Origin of the sequence: [Mycobacterium] stephanolepidis (assembly GCF_002356335.1) — a bacterium.
Lineage (GTDB): Bacteria > Actinomycetota > Actinomycetes > Mycobacteriales > Mycobacteriaceae > Mycobacterium > Mycobacterium stephanolepidis.
The window spans coordinates 1,407,005-1,428,933 of record NZ_AP018165.1; the positions used below are offsets into that span (position 1 = coordinate 1,407,005).

General features: G+C 64.9%; 17 protein-coding genes, 1 rRNA gene and 1 pseudogene. 9 read left to right on the plus strand and 10 right to left on the minus strand.

Translation table 11 applies throughout. The annotated features are described in order from the left end of the window. The first annotated feature begins 3 nt into the window (after positions 1-3). Together rrf and MSTE_RS07075 are read left to right on the plus strand one after the other, a co-directional pair. Positions 4-120 (plus strand): 5S ribosomal RNA (gene rrf / locus MSTE_RS07070). 91 nt (positions 121-211) lie between these two features. Next, positions 212-1,081: a DUF4436 domain-containing protein gene (locus MSTE_RS07075; protein ID WP_096500035.1), complete on the plus strand. Its 870-nt coding sequence runs from the start codon at positions 212-214 to the stop codon at positions 1,079-1,081. A gap of 20 nt (positions 1,082-1,101) precedes the next feature. Here MSTE_RS07075 and MSTE_RS07080 read toward each other — a convergent pair whose 3' ends face one another. Next, positions 1,102-2,712, minus strand: coding sequence for an adenylate/guanylate cyclase domain-containing protein (locus MSTE_RS07080; protein WP_096500037.1), 1,611 nt, complete (start codon positions 2,710-2,712; stop codon positions 1,102-1,104). A 36-nt stretch (positions 2,713-2,748) separates the two neighbouring features. Here MSTE_RS07080 and nucS point away from each other — a divergent pair, with 36 nt between their 5' ends. Together nucS and MSTE_RS07090 are read left to right on the plus strand one after the other, a co-directional pair. Beyond that, positions 2,749-3,438 carry an endonuclease NucS gene (nucS, locus tag MSTE_RS07085; protein ID WP_096500039.1) on the plus strand — a complete coding sequence of 230 codons (690 nt, stop codon included), beginning with the start codon at positions 2,749-2,751 and terminating at the stop codon, positions 3,436-3,438. A gap of 29 nt (positions 3,439-3,467) precedes the next feature. Then, positions 3,468-3,773 carry a hypothetical protein gene (locus MSTE_RS07090; protein WP_096500041.1) on the plus strand — a complete coding sequence of 102 codons (306 nt, stop codon included), beginning with the start codon at positions 3,468-3,470 and terminating at the stop codon, positions 3,771-3,773. On the opposite strand, the gene mce is transcribed toward MSTE_RS07090, so the two are convergent. Continuing rightward, on the minus strand, positions 3,770-4,243 hold the full coding sequence (gene mce / locus MSTE_RS07095; protein WP_096500043.1) for a methylmalonyl-CoA epimerase: 474 nt from the start codon (positions 4,241-4,243) through the stop codon (positions 3,770-3,772). The genes MSTE_RS07090 and mce overlap by 4 nt on opposite strands. A gap of 60 nt (positions 4,244-4,303) precedes the next feature. Here mce and MSTE_RS07100 point away from each other — a divergent pair, with 60 nt between their 5' ends. The 3 genes from MSTE_RS07100 to MSTE_RS07110 all read left to right on the plus strand — a co-directional run bounded on the left by MSTE_RS07100 (position 4,304) and on the right by MSTE_RS07110 (position 6,870). Then, positions 4,304-5,482 (plus strand): acetyl-CoA C-acetyltransferase, encoded by a 1,179-nt coding sequence (locus MSTE_RS07100; protein WP_064408206.1) that lies wholly within the window; start codon positions 4,304-4,306, stop codon positions 5,480-5,482. A gap of 61 nt (positions 5,483-5,543) precedes the next feature. Continuing rightward, the gene (locus MSTE_RS07105; RefSeq protein WP_096500045.1) at positions 5,544-5,897 is read left to right on the plus strand and encodes a DUF3817 domain-containing protein; all 354 of its coding nucleotides are present in this window, start codon (positions 5,544-5,546) and stop codon (positions 5,895-5,897) included. A 34-nt stretch (positions 5,898-5,931) separates the two neighbouring features. Then, positions 5,932-6,870 carry a co-chaperone YbbN gene (locus MSTE_RS07110; RefSeq protein WP_096505560.1) on the plus strand — a complete coding sequence of 313 codons (939 nt, stop codon included), beginning with the start codon at positions 5,932-5,934 and terminating at the stop codon, positions 6,868-6,870. Between the two features lie 24 nt (positions 6,871-6,894). Here the strand turns inward: MSTE_RS07110 and MSTE_RS07115 are convergent, their stop codons facing one another. The 3 genes from MSTE_RS07115 to MSTE_RS07125 are packed head-to-tail and all read right to left on the minus strand — an operon-like array spanning position 6,895 to position 12,685. Then, entirely contained in the window at positions 6,895-8,349 is a 1,455-nt protein-coding gene (locus MSTE_RS07115; RefSeq protein WP_096500047.1) for a neutral zinc metallopeptidase, read from the minus strand. Between the two features lie 50 nt (positions 8,350-8,399). Further along, positions 8,400-10,586: a 1,4-alpha-glucan branching protein GlgB gene (gene glgB / locus MSTE_RS07120; protein ID WP_096505562.1), complete on the minus strand. Its 2,187-nt coding sequence runs from the start codon at positions 10,584-10,586 to the stop codon at positions 8,400-8,402. Positions 10,587-10,603: 17 nt separating this feature from the next. Then, positions 10,604-12,685, minus strand: a complete 2,082-nt coding sequence (locus tag MSTE_RS07125; RefSeq protein WP_096505564.1) for an alpha-1,4-glucan--maltose-1-phosphate maltosyltransferase — start codon at positions 12,683-12,685, stop codon at positions 10,604-10,606. Between the two features lie 177 nt (positions 12,686-12,862). Here MSTE_RS07125 and glgP point away from each other — a divergent pair, with 177 nt between their 5' ends. Next, positions 12,863-15,481 carry an alpha-glucan family phosphorylase gene (glgP, locus tag MSTE_RS07130; RefSeq protein ID WP_096500049.1) on the plus strand — a complete coding sequence of 873 codons (2,619 nt, stop codon included), beginning with the start codon at positions 12,863-12,865 and terminating at the stop codon, positions 15,479-15,481. A gap of 9 nt (positions 15,482-15,490) precedes the next feature. On the opposite strand, the pseudogene MSTE_RS07135 reads toward glgP, so the two are convergent. The 5 genes and pseudogenes from MSTE_RS07135 to MSTE_RS07155 form a co-directional block, all read right to left on the minus strand. Beyond that, positions 15,491-16,935, minus strand: a pseudogene (locus tag MSTE_RS07135) (peptidase). A gap of 19 nt (positions 16,936-16,954) precedes the next feature. Further along, positions 16,955-19,006, minus strand: a complete 2,052-nt coding sequence (locus MSTE_RS07140; RefSeq protein WP_408645912.1) for an ATP-dependent DNA helicase — start codon at positions 19,004-19,006, stop codon at positions 16,955-16,957. Next, entirely contained in the window at positions 19,003-19,557 is a 555-nt protein-coding gene (locus tag MSTE_RS07145) for an isochorismatase family protein (RefSeq protein WP_096500051.1), read from the minus strand. The genes MSTE_RS07140 and MSTE_RS07145 overlap by 4 nt, the downstream gene beginning before the upstream one ends. A 25-nt stretch (positions 19,558-19,582) precedes the next feature. Then, positions 19,583-20,176, minus strand: coding sequence for a TetR/AcrR family transcriptional regulator (locus tag MSTE_RS07150; RefSeq protein WP_096500053.1), 594 nt, complete (start codon positions 20,174-20,176; stop codon positions 19,583-19,585). Between the two features lie 18 nt (positions 20,177-20,194). After that, on the minus strand, positions 20,195-21,499 hold the full coding sequence (locus MSTE_RS07155) for a nicotinate phosphoribosyltransferase (protein ID WP_096505568.1): 1,305 nt from the start codon (positions 21,497-21,499) through the stop codon (positions 20,195-20,197). Positions 21,500-21,622: 123 nt separating this feature from the next. Here MSTE_RS07155 and clpS point away from each other — a divergent pair, with 123 nt between their 5' ends. Then, on the plus strand, positions 21,623-21,925 hold the full coding sequence (gene clpS, locus MSTE_RS07160) for an ATP-dependent Clp protease adapter ClpS (protein WP_030094925.1): 303 nt from the start codon (positions 21,623-21,625) through the stop codon (positions 21,923-21,925). The last annotated feature ends 4 nt before the right edge of the window (positions 21,926-21,929 follow it).

Below are 21,929 nucleotides of genomic sequence, written 5' to 3' on the forward strand. Positions count from 1 at the left end.
AGTTACGGCGGCCACAGCGAGAGGGAAACGCCCGGTCCCATCCCGAACCCGGAAGCTAAGCCTCTCAGCGCCGATGGTACTGTTCTTAACACGGAACGGAAGAGTAGGACACCGCCGAACATAAATTGGAAATACCCCCCAGGAAACTGGGGGGTATTTTCATATTCTGACTGCTAGATTTTGAACAGCGTTGCGTAGAGATGGGAATCTAGTGCAGGCATTCAAGGGGCGCTTCAAGCTGAAGCCGACTGCCGCCACCGTGGGTGCGGTCGTCCTCGTACTGGTCATCTACGTCGGATTTCTTGTCATCTACCGGATGTTGGATCATCATTCCGGTCCTGCTTCGGCGGATCTCGATCTTTCCCGGGACAACGAGACTGTGGTGGTCATCGATCTGCAGGATCTGCGGACGGTGAATAACCGGTTGGATTCTGAGATTGTGGTGCTGCCCGCCAAAACGAACCTTGATTCCTTCGGCCTGCTGAATGCGGACATGTCCGTCCGGTTGGTGTCATCGCTGGATTATGGCGAGCGGCATTTTCCGCGGGGCACGTTACCCGCGGCTACGGACGACACTCTGGTCGCAACGGGCGATGCTCAGTCGTGGCCCTTCGATGAATACTCCACGGAGAAGCTGCGCGCTGAAGTCATGGTGGGCAACGGGGAAGGGCGACGTGCCGTGCCCGCGCGCATCGAAGTGATCGGCAGCTTGGGCGGATGGCGTGTGTCGACGGAGACGTCGCAGGCTCCCGCAGGCAAGGGTGACCAGACCACGATCACGTTGGTACGTGCTCGTGGCACGTTGGCATTCGATGTCGGTATATGCCTTGTGCTGATCACGCTTCCGACGATGGCGCTGATTGTGGCGATTGAGACGGTCAGAGGGCGGAAGAAGTTCCACCCGCCGTTGACGACGTGGTTCGGAACGATGTTGTTCGCGATCGTGCCCCTGCGGAACATCCTGCCCGGGGCGCCACCGCCGGGAGCATGGATAGATCAGGCATTGGTGCTGTGGGTGCTCATCGCACTCGTCGTGGCGATGGTGCTCTATGTCGAAGCGTGGTGGAAGCAGTCCGAATAGGCGGCGGTGCCCACACGGCTTCAGGCCACAGGTACCGCGAGTTCGGTGGGCTCGGAGCGGCCACGCAGCGTAACGGTATCGCCGGAGCGCCAATGCAAGGCCTCGCGATGGTGGGCGCGCAACACGGTGTCCAACGAGGCCACCAATTGTCCGGGCACAGTTTTGGAAAGCTCGCAGAGCCGGGCTGCCTCGTTAACCGGATCGCCGATCACGGTGTATTCGAAACGGTCATGGGCCCCGACGTTTCCGGCCACAGCCTGCCCCGAGGCGACACCGATGCCTGCTTGGCATTCGGGGACCTCGGCCCGTAGTCGGCGGGCAATGGCGCGCGCGGCGGCGAGCGCCTGGCTCTCGGGGCGGTCTTGCCGAACAGGCGCGCCGAACACTGCGAGGGTGGCGTCGCCCTCGAACTTGTTGACCATGCCCTCGTAACGGTCGATTTCTTCGACGACGACGGTGAAGAATCGGTTCAGCAATGCCACCACCTCGATCGCCGGCCGAGTGGCTGCCAGCTGGGTGGACCCGACGATATCGGCGAAAAGCACCGCGACGTGGCGTTCTTCGCCGCCGAGCGCCGGCTGTTGCAACTCGGCGGCGGCGGCGACCTCGCGGCCGACATGCTTACCGAAGAGGTCCCGGACCCGCTCGCGCTCGCGCAGGCCCTCCGCCATGGTGTTGAAACCTGCCTGCAGCTCGCCCAGCTCGGTGCCGTCGTAGACCACCAGATTGACATCCAGGTCGTTCTGCTCGACGCGCTTGAGCGCGGACTGAACCTCTTTCACCGGGGTGGCGAGCATCCAGGAGGAGATCCAGATGAGGATGAGCCCGAAGGTCGGGATCGCGCCGGCGATGATGATGACCGCCACCGCCAGCTGCTTGACCGTGAAGTTACCGAAGATGAGCGCGCCGACACCGGTGAGCATGAGGCCGACCGCGGGGACACCAGATCCCAGCACCCAGGCCAACATGGTGCGCACCATGATTCCCGAAGCGAGCCGTCTTCTGCGATACCCGGCTTCGAGTGCTCGTGCGGCGACGGGCCGCATCGCGAACTCGGTGAACAGGTAGTTGGCCGCACAGACCACTACCCCGCTGAACCCCACCGCGAAGAAGATCTTGGGGATGTAGAGCGGATTTTGTATCCCGTAGAGCGTGGTGAACAAGGCGGTGCCGCCCGCCCACAAAATCGCCTCGACGACCGTCAGGCGCCGCGGGACCGCGAATGCGTTGCGCTGGTCCGCCTTGGTCGGTTCCCGTTCGTCCAGGGCCCACCGCACCACCTTGAAGATGCGGCGGGTACCCCACACGGCGCCGATGAGCACCGCCAGCGTCACATACACCGGAACGACCACGAAGTGGATCCACCAGGGCGCGTCGAAGACGTTGGGATCGGGCACCGCGACGAGCACCAGAAGGATGACGACGGCGACACCAATCAGGTTGGCGGCCACCACGAACACGGTCAGCATCAGCTGGATACGGATGCGCTGGATGAGCGTGCTTTCGTCATAGCGGCCCAGCAGCCACGATCCGTACCCGTCGCCGGCCTCGAGTCGGCCGGTCTGCCCGGTGATCGTGGCCAGGGCACGGCCCACTCGCTGCGACACTGCGCGAATCGACTCGTTTGCCATAGTTGTCGCCAGCCTAACTCCCTATACAGTGGGCCGGTGCGTCTCGTCGTAGCTCAATGCACCGTTAATTATGTCGGTCGGCTCACCGCCCACCTTCCGTCCGCCAAGCGGCTCCTGCTTATCAAGGCCGATGGTTCGGTGAGCGTGCACGCCGATGATCGTGCCTACAAGCCGTTGAACTGGATGAGCCCGCCGTGCTGGCTTGTCGAGACGGAGAACGAGGAGTCTGCGGAAAGTGGCGCCTCGACCGTCTGGGTGGTCGAGAACAAGGCCGGTGAGCAGCTGCGGATCACCATCGAGAACATCGAGCACGACTCGGCCCATGAGCTCGGGGTCGACCCCGGATTGGTCAAGGATGGAGTCGAGGCGCACCTGCAGGAGTTGCTCGCAGAGCACGTCGCGTTGCTCGGCGACGGATACACCCTGGTGCGGCGCGAGTACATGACGCCGATCGGGCCGGTGGACCTGCTGTGCCGGGACGCCGACGGTGCGACTGTTGCGGTCGAGATCAAGCGCCGGGGTGAGATTGACGGCGTCGAGCAGCTCACCCGATATCTAGAACTGCTCAACCGGGACACCACGCTGGCGCCGGTCGCCGGCGTCTTCGCCGCGCAACAGATCAAGCCGCAGGCCCGCACTCTTGCCGAAGATCGCGGAATCCGTTGTCTCATACTGGACTACGACGCGATGCGGGGAATGGACTCAGACGAATTCCGTTTGTTCTGAAATAGGCCCACCCCTCATAGAATCACCGCATGGGCCGCCGACATCCGCCGCGTCGTGCCGTTGGCGACCGCGTCGGCGTGCCGCCTCTCGGCCGTGACCAGGTCGAACAGGGGACCGACGGGCTGGACTACCGGGTGCGCAGGATCGCGGCAGCACGCGCGATCAAGGTCTACCGCTGTCCCGGATGCGATCACGAGATCGCGATCGGCGTCGCCCATGTCGTGGTGTGGCCCGTCTCCGAGAGGCAAGACAAGGGAGTAGAGGACCGCCGGCACTGGCATACGCCGTGCTGGGTTAACCGCGCGAATCGGAGCCCGACGCGGCGGTGGAGCTAGTGGGACTGCGTCGGCTGGACGAGCTCGATGAGCACGCCGCCGGTGTCCTTGGGATGCAGGAAGTTGATCCGTGAGTTCGCGGTGCCGATGCGCGGCTCGTCGTACAGCACTCGTACGCCCGCGGCGCGGAGCTGATCGGACAGCGCATCGATGTCGGTGACGCGGTAGGCCAGCTGCTGCAGGCCGGCTCCCTTGGTGTTCAGGAACTTGGCGATCGGCGAGGACTCATTCAGCGGTGCCATCAACTGGATCTGTGAGCTGCCGGGTTCGGCTCCGGGGAAGGACAGCATCGCCTCGCGGACACCCTGACCCTCGTTGATCTCCTCGTGCACCAGGATCATGCCCAGGTGTTCGTGGTACCACTCGATTGCGACGTCCAGGTCGGGCACCGCGATGCCCACGTGGTCGATCGCGGTCACCAGACCGGTCGATAGGATCGAGGGAACATCAAGAGGAGACGATGTCGTCATAACGCAACGGTAACGCGTTCCAGAAAACGGCGTCCACTCGAGCAGTATTAAGGAGATTCGATGAGCACGTCCGTGATTGTTGCTGGAGCGCGTACGCCCGTTGGCCGCTTCCAGGGATCGCTGAAGGATTTCTCGGGCGCTCAGCTCGGCGGTATCGCCATCAAGGGCGCTCTGGAGAAGGCCAAGGTGGCACCGTCTGCCGTCGATTACGTGATCATGGGCCAGGTCCTCACCGCGGGCGCAGGCCAGATTCCCGCACGCCAGGCCGCCGTTGCCGGTGGAATCGGTATGGATGTGCCGGCGCTCACCATCAACAAGGTGTGCCTTTCCGGTGTCGACGCCATTGCGCTGGCTGATCAGCTGATTCGGGCCGGTGAGTTCGAGGTTGTCGTCGCCGGTGGTCAGGAATCGATGACGAATGCCCCGCATCTGCTGCCCAAGAGCCGCTTCGGTTTCAAGTACGGCGATGTGACGCTCGTCGACCACATGGCCTTCGACGGCCTGCATGATGCCTTCACCGACCAGGCGATGGGCATCCTCACCGAACAGCGCAATGCCTCCGACAAGTTCACCCGCGAGGAGCAGGACGAATTCGCGGCACGCTCGCATCAGAATGCCGCCCGCGCGTGGAAGGACGGTGTCTTCGCCGACGAGGTGGTCTCGGTTCAGATCCCGCAGCGCAAGGGTGATCCGATCGAGTTCGCCGAGGACGAGGGCATCCGCGCGGACACCACCGCGGCATCACTTGCGGGACTGCGTCCGGCGTTCAGTAAGGACGGCACCATCACGGCAGGGTCGTCCTCGCCGATCTCCGACGGCGCCTGCGCGGTGGTCGTGATGAGCAAGGAGCGCGCGGAGCGCGAGGGGCTGGAGTGGATCGCCGAGATCGGTGCACATGGCGTGGTCGCCGGCCCTGATTCCAGCCTGCAGCTGCAGCCGGCCAACGCCATTCGGAAGGCCTGTGAGCGGGAAGGGATTTCCCCCGAGCAGCTCGATCTGGTCGAGATCAATGAGGCCTTCGCGCTGGTGGGCTTGGCCTCGGTGAAGGACTTGGGTATCGACCCGGCGAAGGTCAACGTGAACGGCGGAGCGATCGCCATCGGTCATCCCATCGGAATGTCGGGTGCCCGTATCACTCTGCACCTGGCGCAGGAACTCAAGCGCCGCGGTGGCGGAATCGGAGTGGCCGCACTGTGCGGCGGCGGTGGTCAGGGTGATGCCCTGATCGTGCGGGTGTGATTTACGACGCGACGTAGTAGATCGGTGATGTGTCGGGCGCTGTATCGGGCAGACTGAGGGCATGACACAGCTTTTCGACCTGCGCAGCACTGCCAGCAGGTTTCGCACCGTCGCGTTGCTCGAAGCCGTCAGCTGGGCGGGTCTGCTCGCCGGGATGTTCTTCAAGTACGTGCCGGACCCGGGGAACGAGATCGGTGTGAAGGTCTTCGGCTGGATTCACGGCATCGTCTTCATCGCGTACCTGGTGTTGGGATTCCTCGCGGGCCGCGAGTACCGCTGGAGTCCGCTCACCTGGTTGCTCGCACTGTTAGCTGGAGTTGCCCCATTATGCAGTGTGATCTTTGTCATATGGGCTGATAAGACGGGCAAATTGCCTATCGCGGGGTCTGCGGCGACGGGCGACGCTGGACCGTAGTGCGGAGGCCGTGAGCCGTGACAGACTGGACAGCGTGACCCGACCACGTCCCGCGATGGCTGCGGCCATGTCCGGAGCTGTCGACCTCTCTGCTCTCAAGCAGCGCGCGCAGGAGCCCACGGCTCCTCGCGAGCCCTCGGCCGGAGATGCATGGACCGTCGAGGTAACCGAGGCGAATCTCGAAGCCGAAGTACTGGCGCAGTCCAATCGTGTCCCGGTCATCGTGCTGCTGGGGTCGCCGCGCAGCGAGGCCTCGGCGGCACTGGCCGCCACCCTGGGTGACCTGGTCGCGGAAGACCGCGGCACGTGGGCCCTGGCGCGGGTCAACGTCGACACCAGTCCGCAGATCGCACAGGTCTTCGGTGTGCAGGCGGTGCCTACCGTGGTGGCGGTGGCCGCCGGGAGGCCCATCACCAGCTTCGCGGGACCTCAGCCCGCCGATCAGCTGCGGCGGTGGCTTGACTCCATTCTCGACGCGGTCGCCGGCAAGCTGCCCGATGCCGCTGCCCCGGACGGAGAAGACGTCGGGGAGTCCGAATACCCCGAAGAAAGTACAGATCCGGCGCTCGCTGCGGCGCGTGATGCCCTCGACTCCGGAGATTTCGAGGCGGCCCGTGCCGCCTATCAAGGTCTGCTGGACGACGGCGCCACCGGTGTGGTGGCGGCCGAGGCGACCGCGTCGGTGCGTCAGATCGAATTCCTGATCCGGGCGACGGCACACCCTCAGGATGCGGTCAGTGTCGCCGATGCCACACCCGGCGACATCGATGCCGGGTTGGCTGCCGCTGACGTGGAAGTGCTTTCACAGCAGCCGGATTCGGCCTTCGACCGGCTCGTCGCACTTGTTCGCGTGACCAGCGACGACGAGCGTGCCAGGGTGCGTGCTCGACTGCTGGAGCTGTTCGAGCTGTTCGATCCGGCCGATCCCGCGGTAGTCGCCGGGCGGCGCAAGCTCGCCAACGCTCTGTTCTGATTCGGCCGCCGTCCGGTCCCGCAGTTACGGGAAGCGTTTGGCGCAGGTCTGGTCGTTGCCCAGTACACCGATCCGGTATGCATCGATGCGGGAGAATCCGGAGGGGGCCGTCTCGCCCTTCGCGTCGCTGGAAGCCCTACCGCTGGAAAGCAATTCGGAGACAGCTTCGTCGAGGTCGCCGCCAGACAGGATGACCGGTGCGCGGGGAGTCACGATGCCCCTGCCGGCGGCACGTGAGGTGAAGTATCCGGTGAGGCACGCGGTGCGTAACCCGGTCATGATTCCCTCGGTCTCCAGCCCCGCAGCCTTTTCTGCCGCCAGCGCGTAGCGCGAGACGATCACGCTGAACGCCGAATAGTCGCCGTTCACTTGCGCGGAGAACAGCGCCCGGTCCGATACGGGGGTGGCCATCTTCTGCAGCGCCTTCGGATCCAGGGCAATCGTGTTGTCGTTCGGGCAGAACGAGGCCGGCGCGGTGCCCGAACCGTCGGAGCATTTCCCGTCGCCGTATACCGCCTTGGGCGGGTTATCCATGGGGAACACCTGTGAGGCAGCGGTAAGCACCGCGTCGATGGTGTCCGGGTTTATCGGCCAGTTGTCGCCGTTGGGCCCCACACCCAGGCCCTTGGGCAGCTCGCCGCGGCGCTTGAGGATCTCGCGGGGATCGATGCGTTTGCAGGCCATGGGGCCGTCGGTGAACCCGAACTGGAAGGCCGAGACCCGCTCGAAGGCCGAACCGTGGATGGCCCACTTCTTACTGGTGTCGTTGTCGCGGATCGCGATCATCGCGGCCGTGACCTTGTTCAGCCCATCGGCGGTGTTCAAGGTGAATCGTGGCGAGTCCCCTTGCGCGACCCAGCGCAGATATGCGCCGGAGAAGCAGTCGGCTTGCTGTTCTTGAGTCAGGTCGACGAGGTACTCGACCTGATCCTTGGTCATCTTCGGATCGTCGATCGGAGTGATGAGCTGAGCGTGATACTGGATCGAGTGTCCGTACTCGTGGGCCATGACGGTGTTCATCGCCATCTCGCCCATCTGCTTGCGCAGGTAGGGGAACAGCTGGCCACGATCCCAGGCGAACGAGTTCTCCGGTGGACAAAACGCAGCATTGATGAAGTCGTTCAGGTTGCCCCCGCAGAACCTGATGCTGCCGTTGTCCTTACGTGAGTCGACCGAGATGAGCCGGGGTACCGGCCGGAAGTCGGCGAACGAATCGCCGTAGAACTGCGTCCAGAAATCCTCGATGTCCGCCAGGGACACCTTGACGTAATCGTCGATCTCACCGTTGTCGGTGTTCTCGATCTTGCGTTGGGGAATCTGGACGCCGGGCTTCATGCCGGAGGGGCCATCGACCGCGGGCATACCCGCCACGCGCAGCGGGTCGGCGTAGATCGATTGAGGTTGCCCACCGAGTGGACGGCCACACGACGTGATCACCAGCACCAGCCCCACCAGCAGCGCCACCCAGCGTTTGGACATCGAGCCACCCCTTTAACTACGCGTTTGCGTTTAGCGCATCCTAATGTTGTCTAGAGGTCCCCCGAGACGGGTTCCAACCAGATCGCGGCGGCGGGCGGCAGGGCCAGTGTGGCCGAGGCCGGGCGGCCGTGCCACGGGTTGGCCGAGGCGATGACTTCGCCCAGGTTCCCTACTCCGCTGCCGTGGTACTGCAGTGCGTCGGTGTTGATGACCTCACGCCAGCGTCCGGTCAGGGGCAACCCCACCCGGTAGCTGGCGTGCTCGATACCCGCGAAGTTGAAGATGCAGGCCAACACCGAACCGTCATCGCCGAAGCGCAGGAAGCTCAGCACGTTGTTGGCCGAATCGTTGGCGTCGATCCACGAATATCCCTGGGGGGCGGTGTCTTGTGACCACAATGCGCGGCGCTGCCGGTAGGCCGCATTCAGATCGGCGGTCAACGCCGCGATTCCTGAGGAGTACCCGTCTTCGCCCAGTTGGAACCAGTCGACACCGCGCTCATCGGACCATTCGGCCCGTTGGCCGAACTCCTGCCCCATGAACAGCAGCTGCTTTCCGGGGTGCGCCCACATGTAGGCCAGCAGGCAGCGCAGTCCCGCGGCCTTGGCGTGGTCGTCACCGGGGATGCGGGTCCACAGCGTGCCCTTGCCGTGCACCACCTCGTCATGGCTGATCGGCAGCACGAAATTCTCGCTGAACGCGTACAGCATCGAGAAGGTCATCTCGTGGTGATGGAAGCTGCGATGGATGGGATCGCGCCCGAGGTAGCCCAGGGTGTCGTGCATCCACCCCATGTTCCATTTCATGGAAAAACCAAGGCCGCCCAGGCTGGTCGCCCTGGTGACACCCGGCCAGGAGGTGGATTCCTCGGCCACCGTCACAATTCCGGGATGCAGTTTGTGCACGGTGGCGTTCATCTCCTGCAGGAACTGCACCGCCTCGAGATTCTCTCGGCCGCCGTGAATGTTCGGTGTCCAGCCACCTGCGGGGCGTGAGTAGTCCAGGTAGAGCATCGACGCGACGGCGTCGACGCGCAGCCCGTCGATGTGGAACTGGTCGAGCCAGAACAGCGCGTTGGCGACCAGGAAGTTGCGAACCTCGGGGCGCCCGAAGTCGAAAACATATGTGCCCCAGTCCAGCTGCTCGGCCCGGTGTGGGTCAGCATGTTCGTATAGGGGTGTTCCGTCGAAGCGGGCCAGTGCCCACGCATCCTTGGGAAAGTGTGCGGGTACCCAGTCGACGATGACGCCGATTCCCGCCCGGTGCAGGGCATCGACCAGGTAACGGAAGTCGTCGGGCGTGCCCAGCCTCGAGGTGGGGGCGTAGTACGAGGTCACCTGGTAGCCCCAGGATCCACCGAAGGGATGTTCGGCCACCGGCAGCAGCTCGACGTGGGTGAAACCCTGTGCCAGTACGTAGTCCGTGAGTTCGTGGGCCAGTTCGCGATAGGAGAGTCCGGGGCGCCACGATGCCAGATGCACCTCGTAGGTGCTCATGGGCTCGAACACCGGATTGCCGGTGGTGCGCCGGGACATCCATTGCTCGTCCTGCCAGGAGTACGACGACGTGGTGACCCTCGATGCGGTGGCCGGTGGCAACTCGGTCGCGAACGCGAACGGGTCGGCGCGATCGGTCACCGACCCATCGGCGCCGTGCACGCGGAACTTGTAAAGCGAACCGAGCGTCATGCCCGGCCAGAACAGCTCCCAGACTCCTGAGGATCCCAGGGTTCGCATGGGGGCGTCATTGCCGTTCCACCCGTTGAAATCGCCGATTACCGAGACCCCGTGCGCGTTGGGTGCCCACACCGCGAAGGAGATTCCGCTGACCTCGCCGTCTGCCGTGACGAATGAACGTGGATGCGCACCAAGGATTTCCCAGAGTCGCTCGTGGCGGCCCTCGTTGAACAGGTGCAGATCCACTTCGCCCAACGTGGGCAGGAATCGATATGCATCGGCGATGATCAGCGGCGTGCCGTCGTAGTCGACATCGAGGCGGTAGTCGAGGAGGTTCAGGAAGGGCAGCGCCACCCCGAACAGTCCGGACCCGAGATCGGTCATCGGGTGTAGCTCTTCGCCCACCACCGCGGCCACCGCTGTTGCGCCAGGTTTGAACGCGCGAATGACGGTGTGCCCCTTGCCGCCCGGGTTGGCATATTCGTGCGCGCCGAGAATCGAATGCGGATTGTGGTGAGTGCCCGCCACCAGTTTGGCGAGATCGTCGGCGTCCGGTTTCAGGAGAGTCGCGGGTGTGGTCACGGGCGGAACACCAAGTGCGTCCGGGCGGATTCGCGGACCTGCGGCAGATTCAGGATGTGCGCCACTTGCCGAGAAGGTGTCAGTGGGTCGAGTCGTACATAGTTGGCTTGGCCCCAGCGATATTGCTCTCCGGTGAGCTCGTCACGTACCCAAAACGTTTCATGCCAATCGAGGCCGAGTGCGGGCAGGTCGAGCCAGATGGTGCCGTCTTCGGCGCCGAAGGGGTTGAGATTCACCACGACCAGGACGGCATCGCCGGTTACCGGGTCAAACTTGGAGTACGCCAGTAGTGCGTCGTTCTCGACGTGATGGAAGGTGATGTTGCGCAGCTGGTGCAGTGCCGGATGCAGTCGGCGGATCTCGTTGAGTCGGGTGATGAATGGCTCCAATGATTCGCCGCGCGCGGCAGCGCCCTGGTAATCGCGGGGACGGAGCTGGTACTTCTCCGAGTCCAGGTATTCCTCGCTGCCTTCGCGCAACGGGGCATGTTCGTAGAGTTCGTATCCGGAGTAAACGCCCCAGGTCGGGCTCAAGGTACCGGCGAGGACGGCACGAATGGCGAACATGCCGGGGCCGCCGTACTGAAGACTCGCGTGCAGGATGTCCGGAGTGTTGACGAAGAGATTCGGGCGCGCCACGTCCGCCTGCGCGGCGATCTCTCTGCCGAACTCTGCGATCTCGGATTTGGCGGTGCGCCAAGTGAAGTAGGTGTACGACTGGGTGAAGCCGAGCCGGGCCAGACCATAGAGCCGAGCCGGGCGAGTGAATGCCTCGGAGAGGAACAACACGTCGGGATCGGCCGCCTTGACCTCCTCGATCAGCCACTGCCAGAAGTCCGGCGGCTTGGTGTGCGGATTGTCCACCCGAAATATCTTGACGCCGTGGGAAATCCAGTGCTGCACGACACGCAACACCTCGGTGTACAGGCCGGCGGGGTCGGTGTCGAAGTTCAGGGGATAGATGTCCTGGTACTTCTTGGGAGGGTTTTCCGCGTAGGCGATGGTGCCGTCGGGAAGCTCGGTGAACCACTCGGGGTGCGCGCTGACCCATGGATGATCCGGTGCGCACTGCAACGCCAAGTCCAGCGCCACCTCCAGGCCCAGCTTGCGCGCGGTGGATACGAACCGGTCGAAATCCTTGAGAGTTCCCAGCTCGGGATGGATCGCGTCGTGACCCCCCGCGGCACTGCCGATGGCCCACGGCGAACCGACTTCGCCGGGCTCGGCGATCGGGTTGTTGTTGCGGCCCTTGCGGTTGATCTCGCCGATCGGATGCACCGGCGGTAGATACACCACATCGAATCCCATAGCGGCGACTCGTGCGAGATCGGCCGATGCGGTCGCCAGCGTGCCGTGCATGGGCCGTCCGTCCGGTCCTACTCCGCCCGTGGAACGCGGGAACAGTTCGTACCAGGAGCCGTACAGCGCCCGAGTGCGATCGACCCAGATGCCGTATTGAGTTCCGCGAGTGAGTAGGTCGCGCAGCGGGAACTCGGCAAGCAGTACCTGTACGTCATCGGAAAGCGCATGTTGAAACCGTGCTCCCGGGTCGTCCTGAGTGCGCAGCGCTTCGGCCGAGGCCAGGAGCGGACCGCGACGCTTGCGCGGTACTCCGGCCGCCGCACGCTCGAACAAGCGCGCACCGATCTCCAGATCGTTGGCCAACTCGGCGGCGCCCTGCCCCGCTTCCAGCTTGGCCTCGACATTGTGGCGCCAGGTTGCGATCGGGTCACCCCATCCATCGACCCGGAAGGTCCACAGCCCCTCCCGGTCCGGGACGAAGCTGGCATGGAATCGATCGAGAGCCCCACCCGGCTGCATCGGGATATGCAGCGGTTTGATTCGTGTCGCGCTGGTGTCCTTCTCGCGGGGTGCCGAGATCCGGCGCAACGGCCCCTCGGAGAGCTGTGGGTAGCTGGGCCCGAGGCAGCGCACCACCAGTGTCGCGGCGACGGCCTCATGGCCTTCGCGCCAGACGGTTGCCGCCACGGGGACGACCTCACCCACGACGGCCTTGGCCGGATAGCGCCCACCGGAGATCGCGGGGGCGACATCATCGATGCCTATGCGTCCGGTCACCACGTCCACCGTAGTAGACGGGCCCTTGCGGCGCGGCGCAGAAGCGTGACCGGAGGCTTCGCCGACACGCTCGCCACCGGCGCAAGCGTGCGACACCGAACCGCCACAGCATGGCGTGTCGGTGCGGAATTTCCGCCGGGCATGCGATCCACCGAAATCTCAGTAAGGTTCTGAAGGGTGAAAGCCCTACGTCGATTCACGGTTCGTGCCCATCTTCCGGAGCGGTTGGCGGCGCTGGGTGAGTTATCCAACAACCTGCGCTGGTCGTGGCATCAACCCACCAGGGATCTCTTCGCCGATATCGATCAGCAGCTGTGGGAGCAGACCAACCACGATCCGGTTGCGGTCATGGGGTCGGTCCCGGCGCAAAGGCTCGACGAACTGGCCGCCGACGACGGCTTCGTCGACAGGGTGGCCGCCTTGGCGGGTGATCTTCATGACTATCTGAATCGCCCGATGTGGTACCAGCGTCAGCTGGAGCGGGATAGTGAAGAGAGCGCCGAGAGCGCCGTCCTGCCTGCCGCGATCGCGTACTTCTCGATGGAGTTCGGCGTCTCCGAGGTGCTGCCGAACTACTCCGGTGGCTTGGGCATCCTGGCCGGCGATCACCTCAAGGCCGCCTCCGATCTGGGTCTGCCGCTCATCGCGGTGGGATTGCACTACCGGTCGGGATACTTCCGGCAGTCGTTGACCGCCGACGGTTGGCAGACCGAGCAGTATCCGCTGATCGACCCGGCCGGTCTGCCGTTGCGGCTGCTGGCACATGACGATGGCACCCCGATCCTCATCACGGTGCCGATGCCGCAGGATCGAGTGCTCTCGGCGCGTATCTGGGTTGCTCAGGTGGGCCGGATTCCGCTGCTGCTCTTGGATTCCGATATCGCGGAGAACGATCGGGAACTGCGCTACGTCACCGACCGGCTGTACGGCGGCGATCAGGACCACCGCATCAAGCAGGAAATCCTGGCCGGTATCGGCGGAGTGCGTGCCATTCGTGCGTACGTCACCTCGTCGGGTGCGCCCTCTCCCGAGGTGTTCCACACCAACGAGGGTCATGCCGGATTCCTGGGGCTCGAGCGCATTCGCGAGTACATCGGGCAGCACGGGCTGGACGTCGAAACCGCCCTGACGGTGGTCCGATCCAGCACCGTGTTCACCACGCACACACCGGTTCCCGCCGGAATCGACCGCTTCCCGGTGGATTTGGTGCGTCGATACTTCGGGGAATCCGGCGACTCCACGCTGCTGCCAGGTGTGCCGGTGGATCGCATCGTCGCGCTGGGGGCGGAGGACGATCCCTCCACGTTCAACATGGCTCACATGGGGCTGCGGCTGGCGCAGCGTGCCAACGGTGTATCGCTCCTGCACGGCCAGGTGAGCCGGTCGATGTTCAACGGGCTGTGGCCGTCATTCGATGCGGCCGAGGTACCCATCGGATCGATCACCAACGGCGTGCACGCGCCCACCTGGGCGGCGCCGCAGTGGCTGGAGCTGGGCCAGCAGCTCGTCGGGGCCGAGGCGTTCAACGACGCCAGCGGATGGGATCGCATCCACGAGGTAGACCCCGGACACATCTGGTGGATCCGATCGCAGTTGCGTGAGCAGCTGATTCAGGACGTGCGACGGCGGATACGTGCGTCGTGGCTGCAGCGCGGGGCGGCTGAGGCCGAGTTGGGCTGGGTGGACGATGCCTTCGACCCGGGTGTGCTGACCATCGGGTTCGCTCGCCGGGTTCCGACGTACAAGCGGCTCACGCTGATGCTGCGTAACCCGGAACGGCTGCGCGAGTTGCTCCTGGACGAGAAGCATCCGGTGCAGCTCATCGTGGCAGGTAAATCGCATCCCGCCGACGATGGCGGTAAGGGGCTCATCCAGCAGATCGTCAGGTTCGCCGATCAGGCGGACGTGCGGCACCGGATCACCTTCCTTCCCGACTACGACATGTCGATGGCCCGCTATCTGTACTTCGGCTGCGATGTGTGGTTGAACAATCCACTGCGTCCGCTCGAGGCGTGCGGGACCTCGGGGATGAAGAGCGCACTCAACGGTGGTCTCAACCTGTCCATCCGTGACGGATGGTGGGACGAGTGGTACGACGGCGAAAACGGTTGGGAAATACCGACGGCCGACGGTGTCACCGACGACACCCGACGCGACGACCTGGAGGCCGCGGCGCTGTATGAGCTGCTGGCGCAAAAGGTAGCGCCCAAGTTCTATGAGCGCGATGAGCACGGCACGCCGCAGCGCTGGGTCGAGATGGTTCGACACACCCTGGAGAAGTTGGGTCCAAAGGTTTTGGCATCCAGGATGGTTCGCGATTACACCGTCGGCTATTACGCTCCCGCGGCCAAGTCGTTGCGTGCCACTGTCGGCGCTGATCAGTCCTTCGCCCCGGCCAAGGAATTGGCGCGCTATCGCGAACGAGTACAGCAGGTATGGCCGTCGCTGGTCATCACCGATGTCGACAGTTCGGGCCTGCCGGACACCCCGCTGCTGGGATCGCCGCTGACGCTCACCGCGTCGGTTCAGCTTTCCGGGCTGGCTCCCTCGGAGGTCGCCGTGCAGGCGGTGATCGGGCGAGTGGACCTGGACGACAAGCTATCCGAATCGGTGATCGTCCCGATGACGCACACCGGCAGTCGTGACGGAGGAGTGGAGACCTTCTCCACCACGACCACGTTGCCGGTATCCGGGTCGGTGGGTTACACGGTGCGGGTGCTTCCGCATCATCCGCTGCTGGCGGGCGATAGCGAGCTGGGTCTGGCGGTGCTGGCCGCCAGCGACCTGGAGCACTAGCGGCACGACTTACCCATAGCGGGTGAGGCAGCGATCCGTGGATCCGGCCACTCCGTCTCGGAAGGCATCGATCCGGGAGAAGCCCGCCGGGATGGTGGTCCCGTTGACATCGCTGGCCACGACGCCGTTGGTGAGCAGCCCCGATACCGCCTCATCGAGGTCTTCGGCGGTGAGCACCATCGGGTTCGGTTCATCGTTGGGCGTGGTGGGTTTGGCCATTGCCGCCGACGCGACACCCGTCAGGCAGGCGGTGCGCAGTGCGCTCTGCCCATTGTCGAGCGGCAGGCCGTGTTGATTCTCGACCGCCAACGCGTAACGGGAGATGACCATCGAGTACGCGGTGAAATCGCCGGTTACCTGCCCCTGATCGTGCGTGGGCTGGGCCAGGGCGGTCAGCCGCGGCAGATCGAGCGCCACCGTGTTGGAGTCCGGGCAGTACACCGCCGCAGGGGATCTCGTGCGGCGTCCGGATTCGTCGCATGCCGCCCCCGACACCGAGAGCTGCGGGGGCGCCGTGTTGAGTGCGGTGCCGTAGATCGCCCCGAGCACCGCCATCAGGGTGCGCAGGGTGTCGGCGGAGACGGGGATGCCTTCCGATCGGCCATGCGGCAGGTTCTCGGGGAGTCCACCGGCTCGCTTGGCGATCTCCGCCATGTCGATTCGGGTGCATGCGGCCGCGCCGTCGACGAATCCGTCTTGGAAGGCCGATACCCGCTCGAATGCCGATCCATGCGCATCGATCATGCCGCCTGCCTCGATCGGATCGTCCCGGAACGCGATCAGCGCCGCGATGACCTTGTTGACGTCAGCGTGAAACGTGGTGAGCTGCCCTGTGCCACCCATCGCAGATATGTCCCGGCCAGGCAATCGGCCATCTGCTCGCTGACCAGCGTCTGTGTGTGAGGGTCAACCATCTTCGCCTGGTGCGTGAGGGCATGCCCGTACTCGTGGGCCAGCGTCATGGGTACGGCCATGGGGCCGAACATCCGCACCAACTTGGGCAGCAGCGCGCCACGGTCCCACCCCAGGCTGTTCTGGCTGACGCAGTAGCCGGCGTTGTCGAAGCCGATTGTGAGGCTGTCGCAGAAGTTCGCGATGTCGGGGCCCGCGCTGTTCCAGGACGTCAACGAATCGACCGGATGAAACGTCGCCCAGAAGGTCTTGGGATAGGCCTCCTGCCAGAAGTCCTCGATATCGGCGACTGCGTTGACGGCGAGGCGGTCCATCTCGCCATCGTCGCCGCCGTGCACGGCCCTGTCGGCCGGTGCGGGGTGGGGGCGTAGCCCGGACGGACCGTCGACGGCGGGGATCCCGGCAACCTGATAAGCATTGCCGAGCTGCGAAATTGGAACGCCCCCAACAGTATTCGCGCAGGTCGAGAGTGTCAGTGTCAGCACGGCGCAGCAGGCCAGGACTACCGTCGGCGTGTGAATCCACCTGTCCGGAAGCGACATGGCCGTCTCTCTGTAGCGGCTATCCCCGTGTGCGGGTGCCCTCTCCAGCATAGGTCGCATCGTGCGCGGTCATCAGTCGCTGGAGCGCCGCGGTGACTACCGACAAGTCGTGTGTCGACCAGAACGGTGGCAGCGATGCGCGCAGAAATCCGCCATAGCCCGCCGTAGCCATCCGTGAATCAAGCACCGCGACAACGCCTCTGTCCTGCGCGCCTCGCAACAGCCGACCCGTGCCCTGGGCCAGCAGTAACGCTGCCTGGGTGCCCGCCACCGCCATGAATCCATTGCCTCCGCGCGCACTGATCGCGCGTTGCCGGGCCGCCCGAAGGGGATCGTCGGGGCGGGGGAATGGGATTCGGTCGATGAGAACAAGCGACAACGACGGTCCCGGCACGTCGACGCCCTGCCACAGCGACAGGGTGCCGAACAGCGAGGTTTGTGGGTCCGCGCTGAATTGTTCGACCAGAACCGATGTCGCGTCGTCTCCCTGGCACAGCACCGGGGTGTCGAGCCGGGTTCGCATTTCCTCGGATGCCTCCTTGGCGGCACGCATCGAGGAAAACAGTCCCAGGGTGCGTCCTCCTGCGGCACGGATCAGAGTCTCGATCTCGTCGAGTGTCGCCGCACCGACGCCATCGCGGCCCGGGGCGGGAAGGTGCCGTGCCAGGTAGAGAATGGCGGACTTCTCATGCTGGAAGGGGGATCCGACGTCGATGCCATGCCAGACGGTCTTGGTCTCGGTGTTCGAATCTGCGCTGGGCACTCGGGCAGGCAGGCCCCAGGAGGCGGCCATCGTGTCGAACTTGCCTCCGAGGACCAGCGTGGCCGAGGTGAGGACGACGGTGCGCTGCCCGAACAGGCGGGTGCGTAGCAGTCCGGCGACCGACAGTGGGGCGATCCGTAGCACCGGACGCACCGTGCCTCGGTTGTCCTCGTGGTCGAGCCACACCACGTTGGGGCGTGTGGTGATGTCCGGCTCGGCCCAGCAGGCCAGTGCCAGGGACGCGGCATCAACGATATCGTCCAGTGCGGCAACTGCTTCGGTGCGCGCGGCCGCGGTGGCGGGGTCGGTGGATTGGCCGGTGGGGATCTCGGTGCGTGCGGCGGCCGCGGCATCGCGCAGCGCGGTCAGGTAGATGACGGTCTCCTCATCCGCGCGGTCGATGGTGCCGGGCCTGCTGTCGTGTATCAGCGAGGAGAAGGTCGCCGAGCTCGCCTCGAAACGGCTCGCTGTTTCGGGTGACACCAGGCGGCCTATGCGCCGGATGGTGACGGTCAGCCCGACTGCCGAGAGTTCTTGGGTGGCAACGCTTGTCACCCGGTCGACGAGGTCGTGTGCCTCGTCGACGATCACCGCGTCATGCTCGGGCAGGATGTTTATGTCGGCGATGGCATCGATGGCCAGCAGCGCGTGGTTGGTGACCACCACATCCGACTGTCCGGCGTCGAGCCGGGCCAGCTCGGCGAAGCATTCGGTGCCGAACGGGCACCGAGTTGCGCCGAGGCATTCGCGCGCCGACACACTGACCTGCGACCAGGAGCGATCGGGTACGCCGGGCTTGAGTTCATCGCGATCCCCGGTCTTGGTGGTCTCCGCCCAGTCGTTGAGCCGCTGTACGTCGCGGCCGAGGGCGCTGGCCGCGAAGGGCTCGAACAACGTGTCGGGTGCCTCCTGATCGGATGCGGCTCCGTTGTGCAATTTGTTGAGGCAGAGGTAATTTCCCCGGCCCTTCAGGATGGCGAATCTGGGCTTGCGGGCCAGTGAGGGCGCCAGCGCCTCCGCCAATCGGGGCAGGTCGCGATCCACGAGCTGACGCTGCAGCGCGATGGTGGCGGTGGAGACCACGACCGGGGATGACTCCTCGATGGCGTGGGCAAGTGCGGGTACCAGGTATGCCAGGGACTTGCCGGTGCCGGTGCCGGCCTGGACCACCAGGTGCTCCCCGCTGTGCAGGGAGTGCTCGACGGCCGTGGCCATCGTGAGCTGTCCGGCGCGCTCGGTTCCGCCGAGCGCGGTGACGGCCGTGGCAAGCAACCCAGTGGCGGATATGGGAGTGTCGGTATTCTTCAGCGGACTACCTCGACGCCGTCGGCTCGGAGCTCATCGAGGACGTGATTCATTGATTGTTCGTTGATGCCAACGGAATATGCGGTGAGTACACGGGTATGCAGCCCCTGTCGGGCCGCGTCGCGCGCGGTGGCGGCCACGCAGTAGTCGGTGGCGATGCCCACTATGTCGATGCTGCCCAGGCCCCGCTTCTGCAGCCACACCGCCAACGCCGTGCCATCGGCGCAGATGCCCTCGAATCCCGAATACGCGGCGGAATACTCGCCTTTGGAGAACACCTCGTCGACCGGGGTGAGGTCGAAGTCGGGATGAAAGTCGGCACCGGGTGTGCCGACCCGGCAGTGCGGCGGCCAGTTTGTCACGAAGTCCGGTGTCTGGGAGAAGTGGTCGCCGGGGTCGATGTGAAAATCGCGCGTCGCCACCACCGCGTCGTATGCGCCGGATGCGGTGAGGTCGTTGAGCTTCTGGGCGAGCGCGGCGCCGCCGGACACGGGCAGCGCGCCGCCCTCGCAGAAGTCGTTTTGCACGTCGACGACGATAAGCGCCCTGCCCATGGATCGACGGTACCCCCGCCGGTGCTCAATCGAAGATGTCAGACACGTGGCGGCCCATGCGAGAGATGTAGTCGATGAGCTCGTCGCGGCTGATGGCCAGATCTCCGCGCAGATAATCGATGATGGCGCCGGAGGCCGCGCCGACAAGCGACACCGACAGGAAGCGGCGCCGTCCCGGATCGTCGACATCGATCAGTGCCTTCTCGGCAAGTGAGGCGAAGGCCATCGACCCGGCGAACCCGACACTGCCCAGTGTGGGTTCGGTGAACGGGGCGAGCATCATGATGCGGCCGTAGGCGGGGTTGTCGACGGTAGCCCCGATGAAGGTCTCCACCGCGCGGGTCTCTAAATCGTCTCCCTCGGCGGCGAATTCGGTGACGACACGCATCACGGATTCGAGGACGTCTTGGTACACCGCACGCACGAAGTCGTCGCGGTCACCGAATTCCTCATAGAAGTTGCGCTCCGATACGCCGGAAGATCTGCAGACCGTTCGGATGGTCAGCGCGGGGCCGTCGATGGCGCCGAGCGCCGCGATACCGGCATCGAGCAGTGCCCGCCGACGCGTCGCTCGACGCTCTGCGGGAGTGGTTCCCGCCCATTGCCTTCTGGCTGCCATGTGTCCTCCGGCCAGGAATTATCCCACCAATCGGGTGGTAATCGCAGGATCCCCGTGGGAAAGCCCCAGTCCCTCCCACGGCAGGCTCAGTAATCCCGCGCGTACCCGGCCCCTGGCGTCGTCGAGCGAGTCGGATGTGACGGGCGCCCCTCCGCGCACCAGGGGGGTGGTCAGCACCCGGTGCGGTTCCGTCACCGGCGGCTGACCGGTGGCCGTTCGATACACCACTTCCTCGGTGACGGTGCCTGTTGGCTTGGCGGTGCGCAGTGCACATTTGTGGCCGCCGTGTGATTCCTTGTGACTGCTGCGTTTTGCCACCGGGATGCCGTCGATCTCGACGAGTTTGTAGACCATGCCGGCCGCCGGGAACCCGGATCCGGTCACCACCGAGGTGCCCACACCGTAGATATCGACGGGCTCGGCGCGCAGTGCCGCGATGGAGTACTCGTCGAGGTCCCCGGAGACGACAATGCGGGTCCGGTGTGCACCCAGCGCGTCGAGTTGTGCGCGAACCTGCCGGGCCAGCATGCCCAGATCCCCTGAGTCGATGCGCACCGCCCCGAGCTCGGGTCCGGCGACGGCGATGGCGTTCTCGACCCCGGTGGTGATGTCGTAGGTGTCCACCAGCAGGGTGGTGGACACGCCGAGCGCCTCGACCTGTGCGCGAAATGCCTCACGTTCGGCCTCGCTGGCGCTCATACCGTCCTTGGCGTGGAGCAGGGTGAAGGCGTGCGCGGCGGTGCCGCGGGCGGGCACACCGTAGCGGCGATGTGCCTCCAGGTTGGACGTCGATTCGAATCCCGCGAGATAGGCGGCGCGGGCGCAGGCCACCGCGGCCAGTTCGTGGGTGCGCCGTGAGCCCATCTCGATGAGCGGACGGCCCGCGGCGGCCGACACCATTCGTGCGGCGGCTGAGGCGACGGCACTGTCGTGGTTCAGGATCGACAACGTCAGGGTTTCCAGAATGACGCATTCGGCAAAGGTTCCCCGCACGGTGAGTACCGGGGATCCCGGGAAGTAGAGCTCACCCTCCCGGTAGCCGTCGATGTCGCCGCCAAACCGATATGTGGCCAGGTACTGGAGTGTGTCGTCGTCAAGAAAGTCGGACAGCGATTCCAATTCTTCCGAGCCGAATCGGAATTCGGCAAGCGCCTCGAGCAATCGAGCGGTGCCGGCGACGACGCCGTACCGGCGGCCGTCCGGCAATCTCCTGGCGAATACCTCGAACGTGGCCTGACGTCCCGCGGTGCCGTCACGCAGTGCCGCGGCAAGCATGGTGAGCTCGTACTTGTCGGTGAGCAATGACGTATGCAGGTGCGCCATGTGCGCCATGTGCGCCACGTTAGCGGGATACCCGGGTGCGTGAACGCCTCCCGAGAGGCTCCGGGGAGACGGGGAACCCGAACTTCATGCTGACAGAGTTCGCGGCCCCGGTATTCTGGGGCCATGGGTGCGCCGGCGCGAGCCTTGCCAGGGACTACCGCAGAGAGGTCTGTCGAACATGTCGACGAGACCCAGTCGCCGTGGGTCACCATCGTGTGGGATGACCCGGTAAACCTGATGAACTATGTCGCTTACGTGTTCCAGCAGCTGTTCGGCTACAGCGAGAGCGAGGCCACCAACCTGATGCTGCAGGTTCACCACGAGGGCAAGGCGGTGGTGTCGTGCGGGGCGCGCGAGTCGATGGAGATCGACGTCAGCAAGCTGCATGCCGCCGGTCTATGGGCCACATTGCAGCAGGATCGTTGAGCCG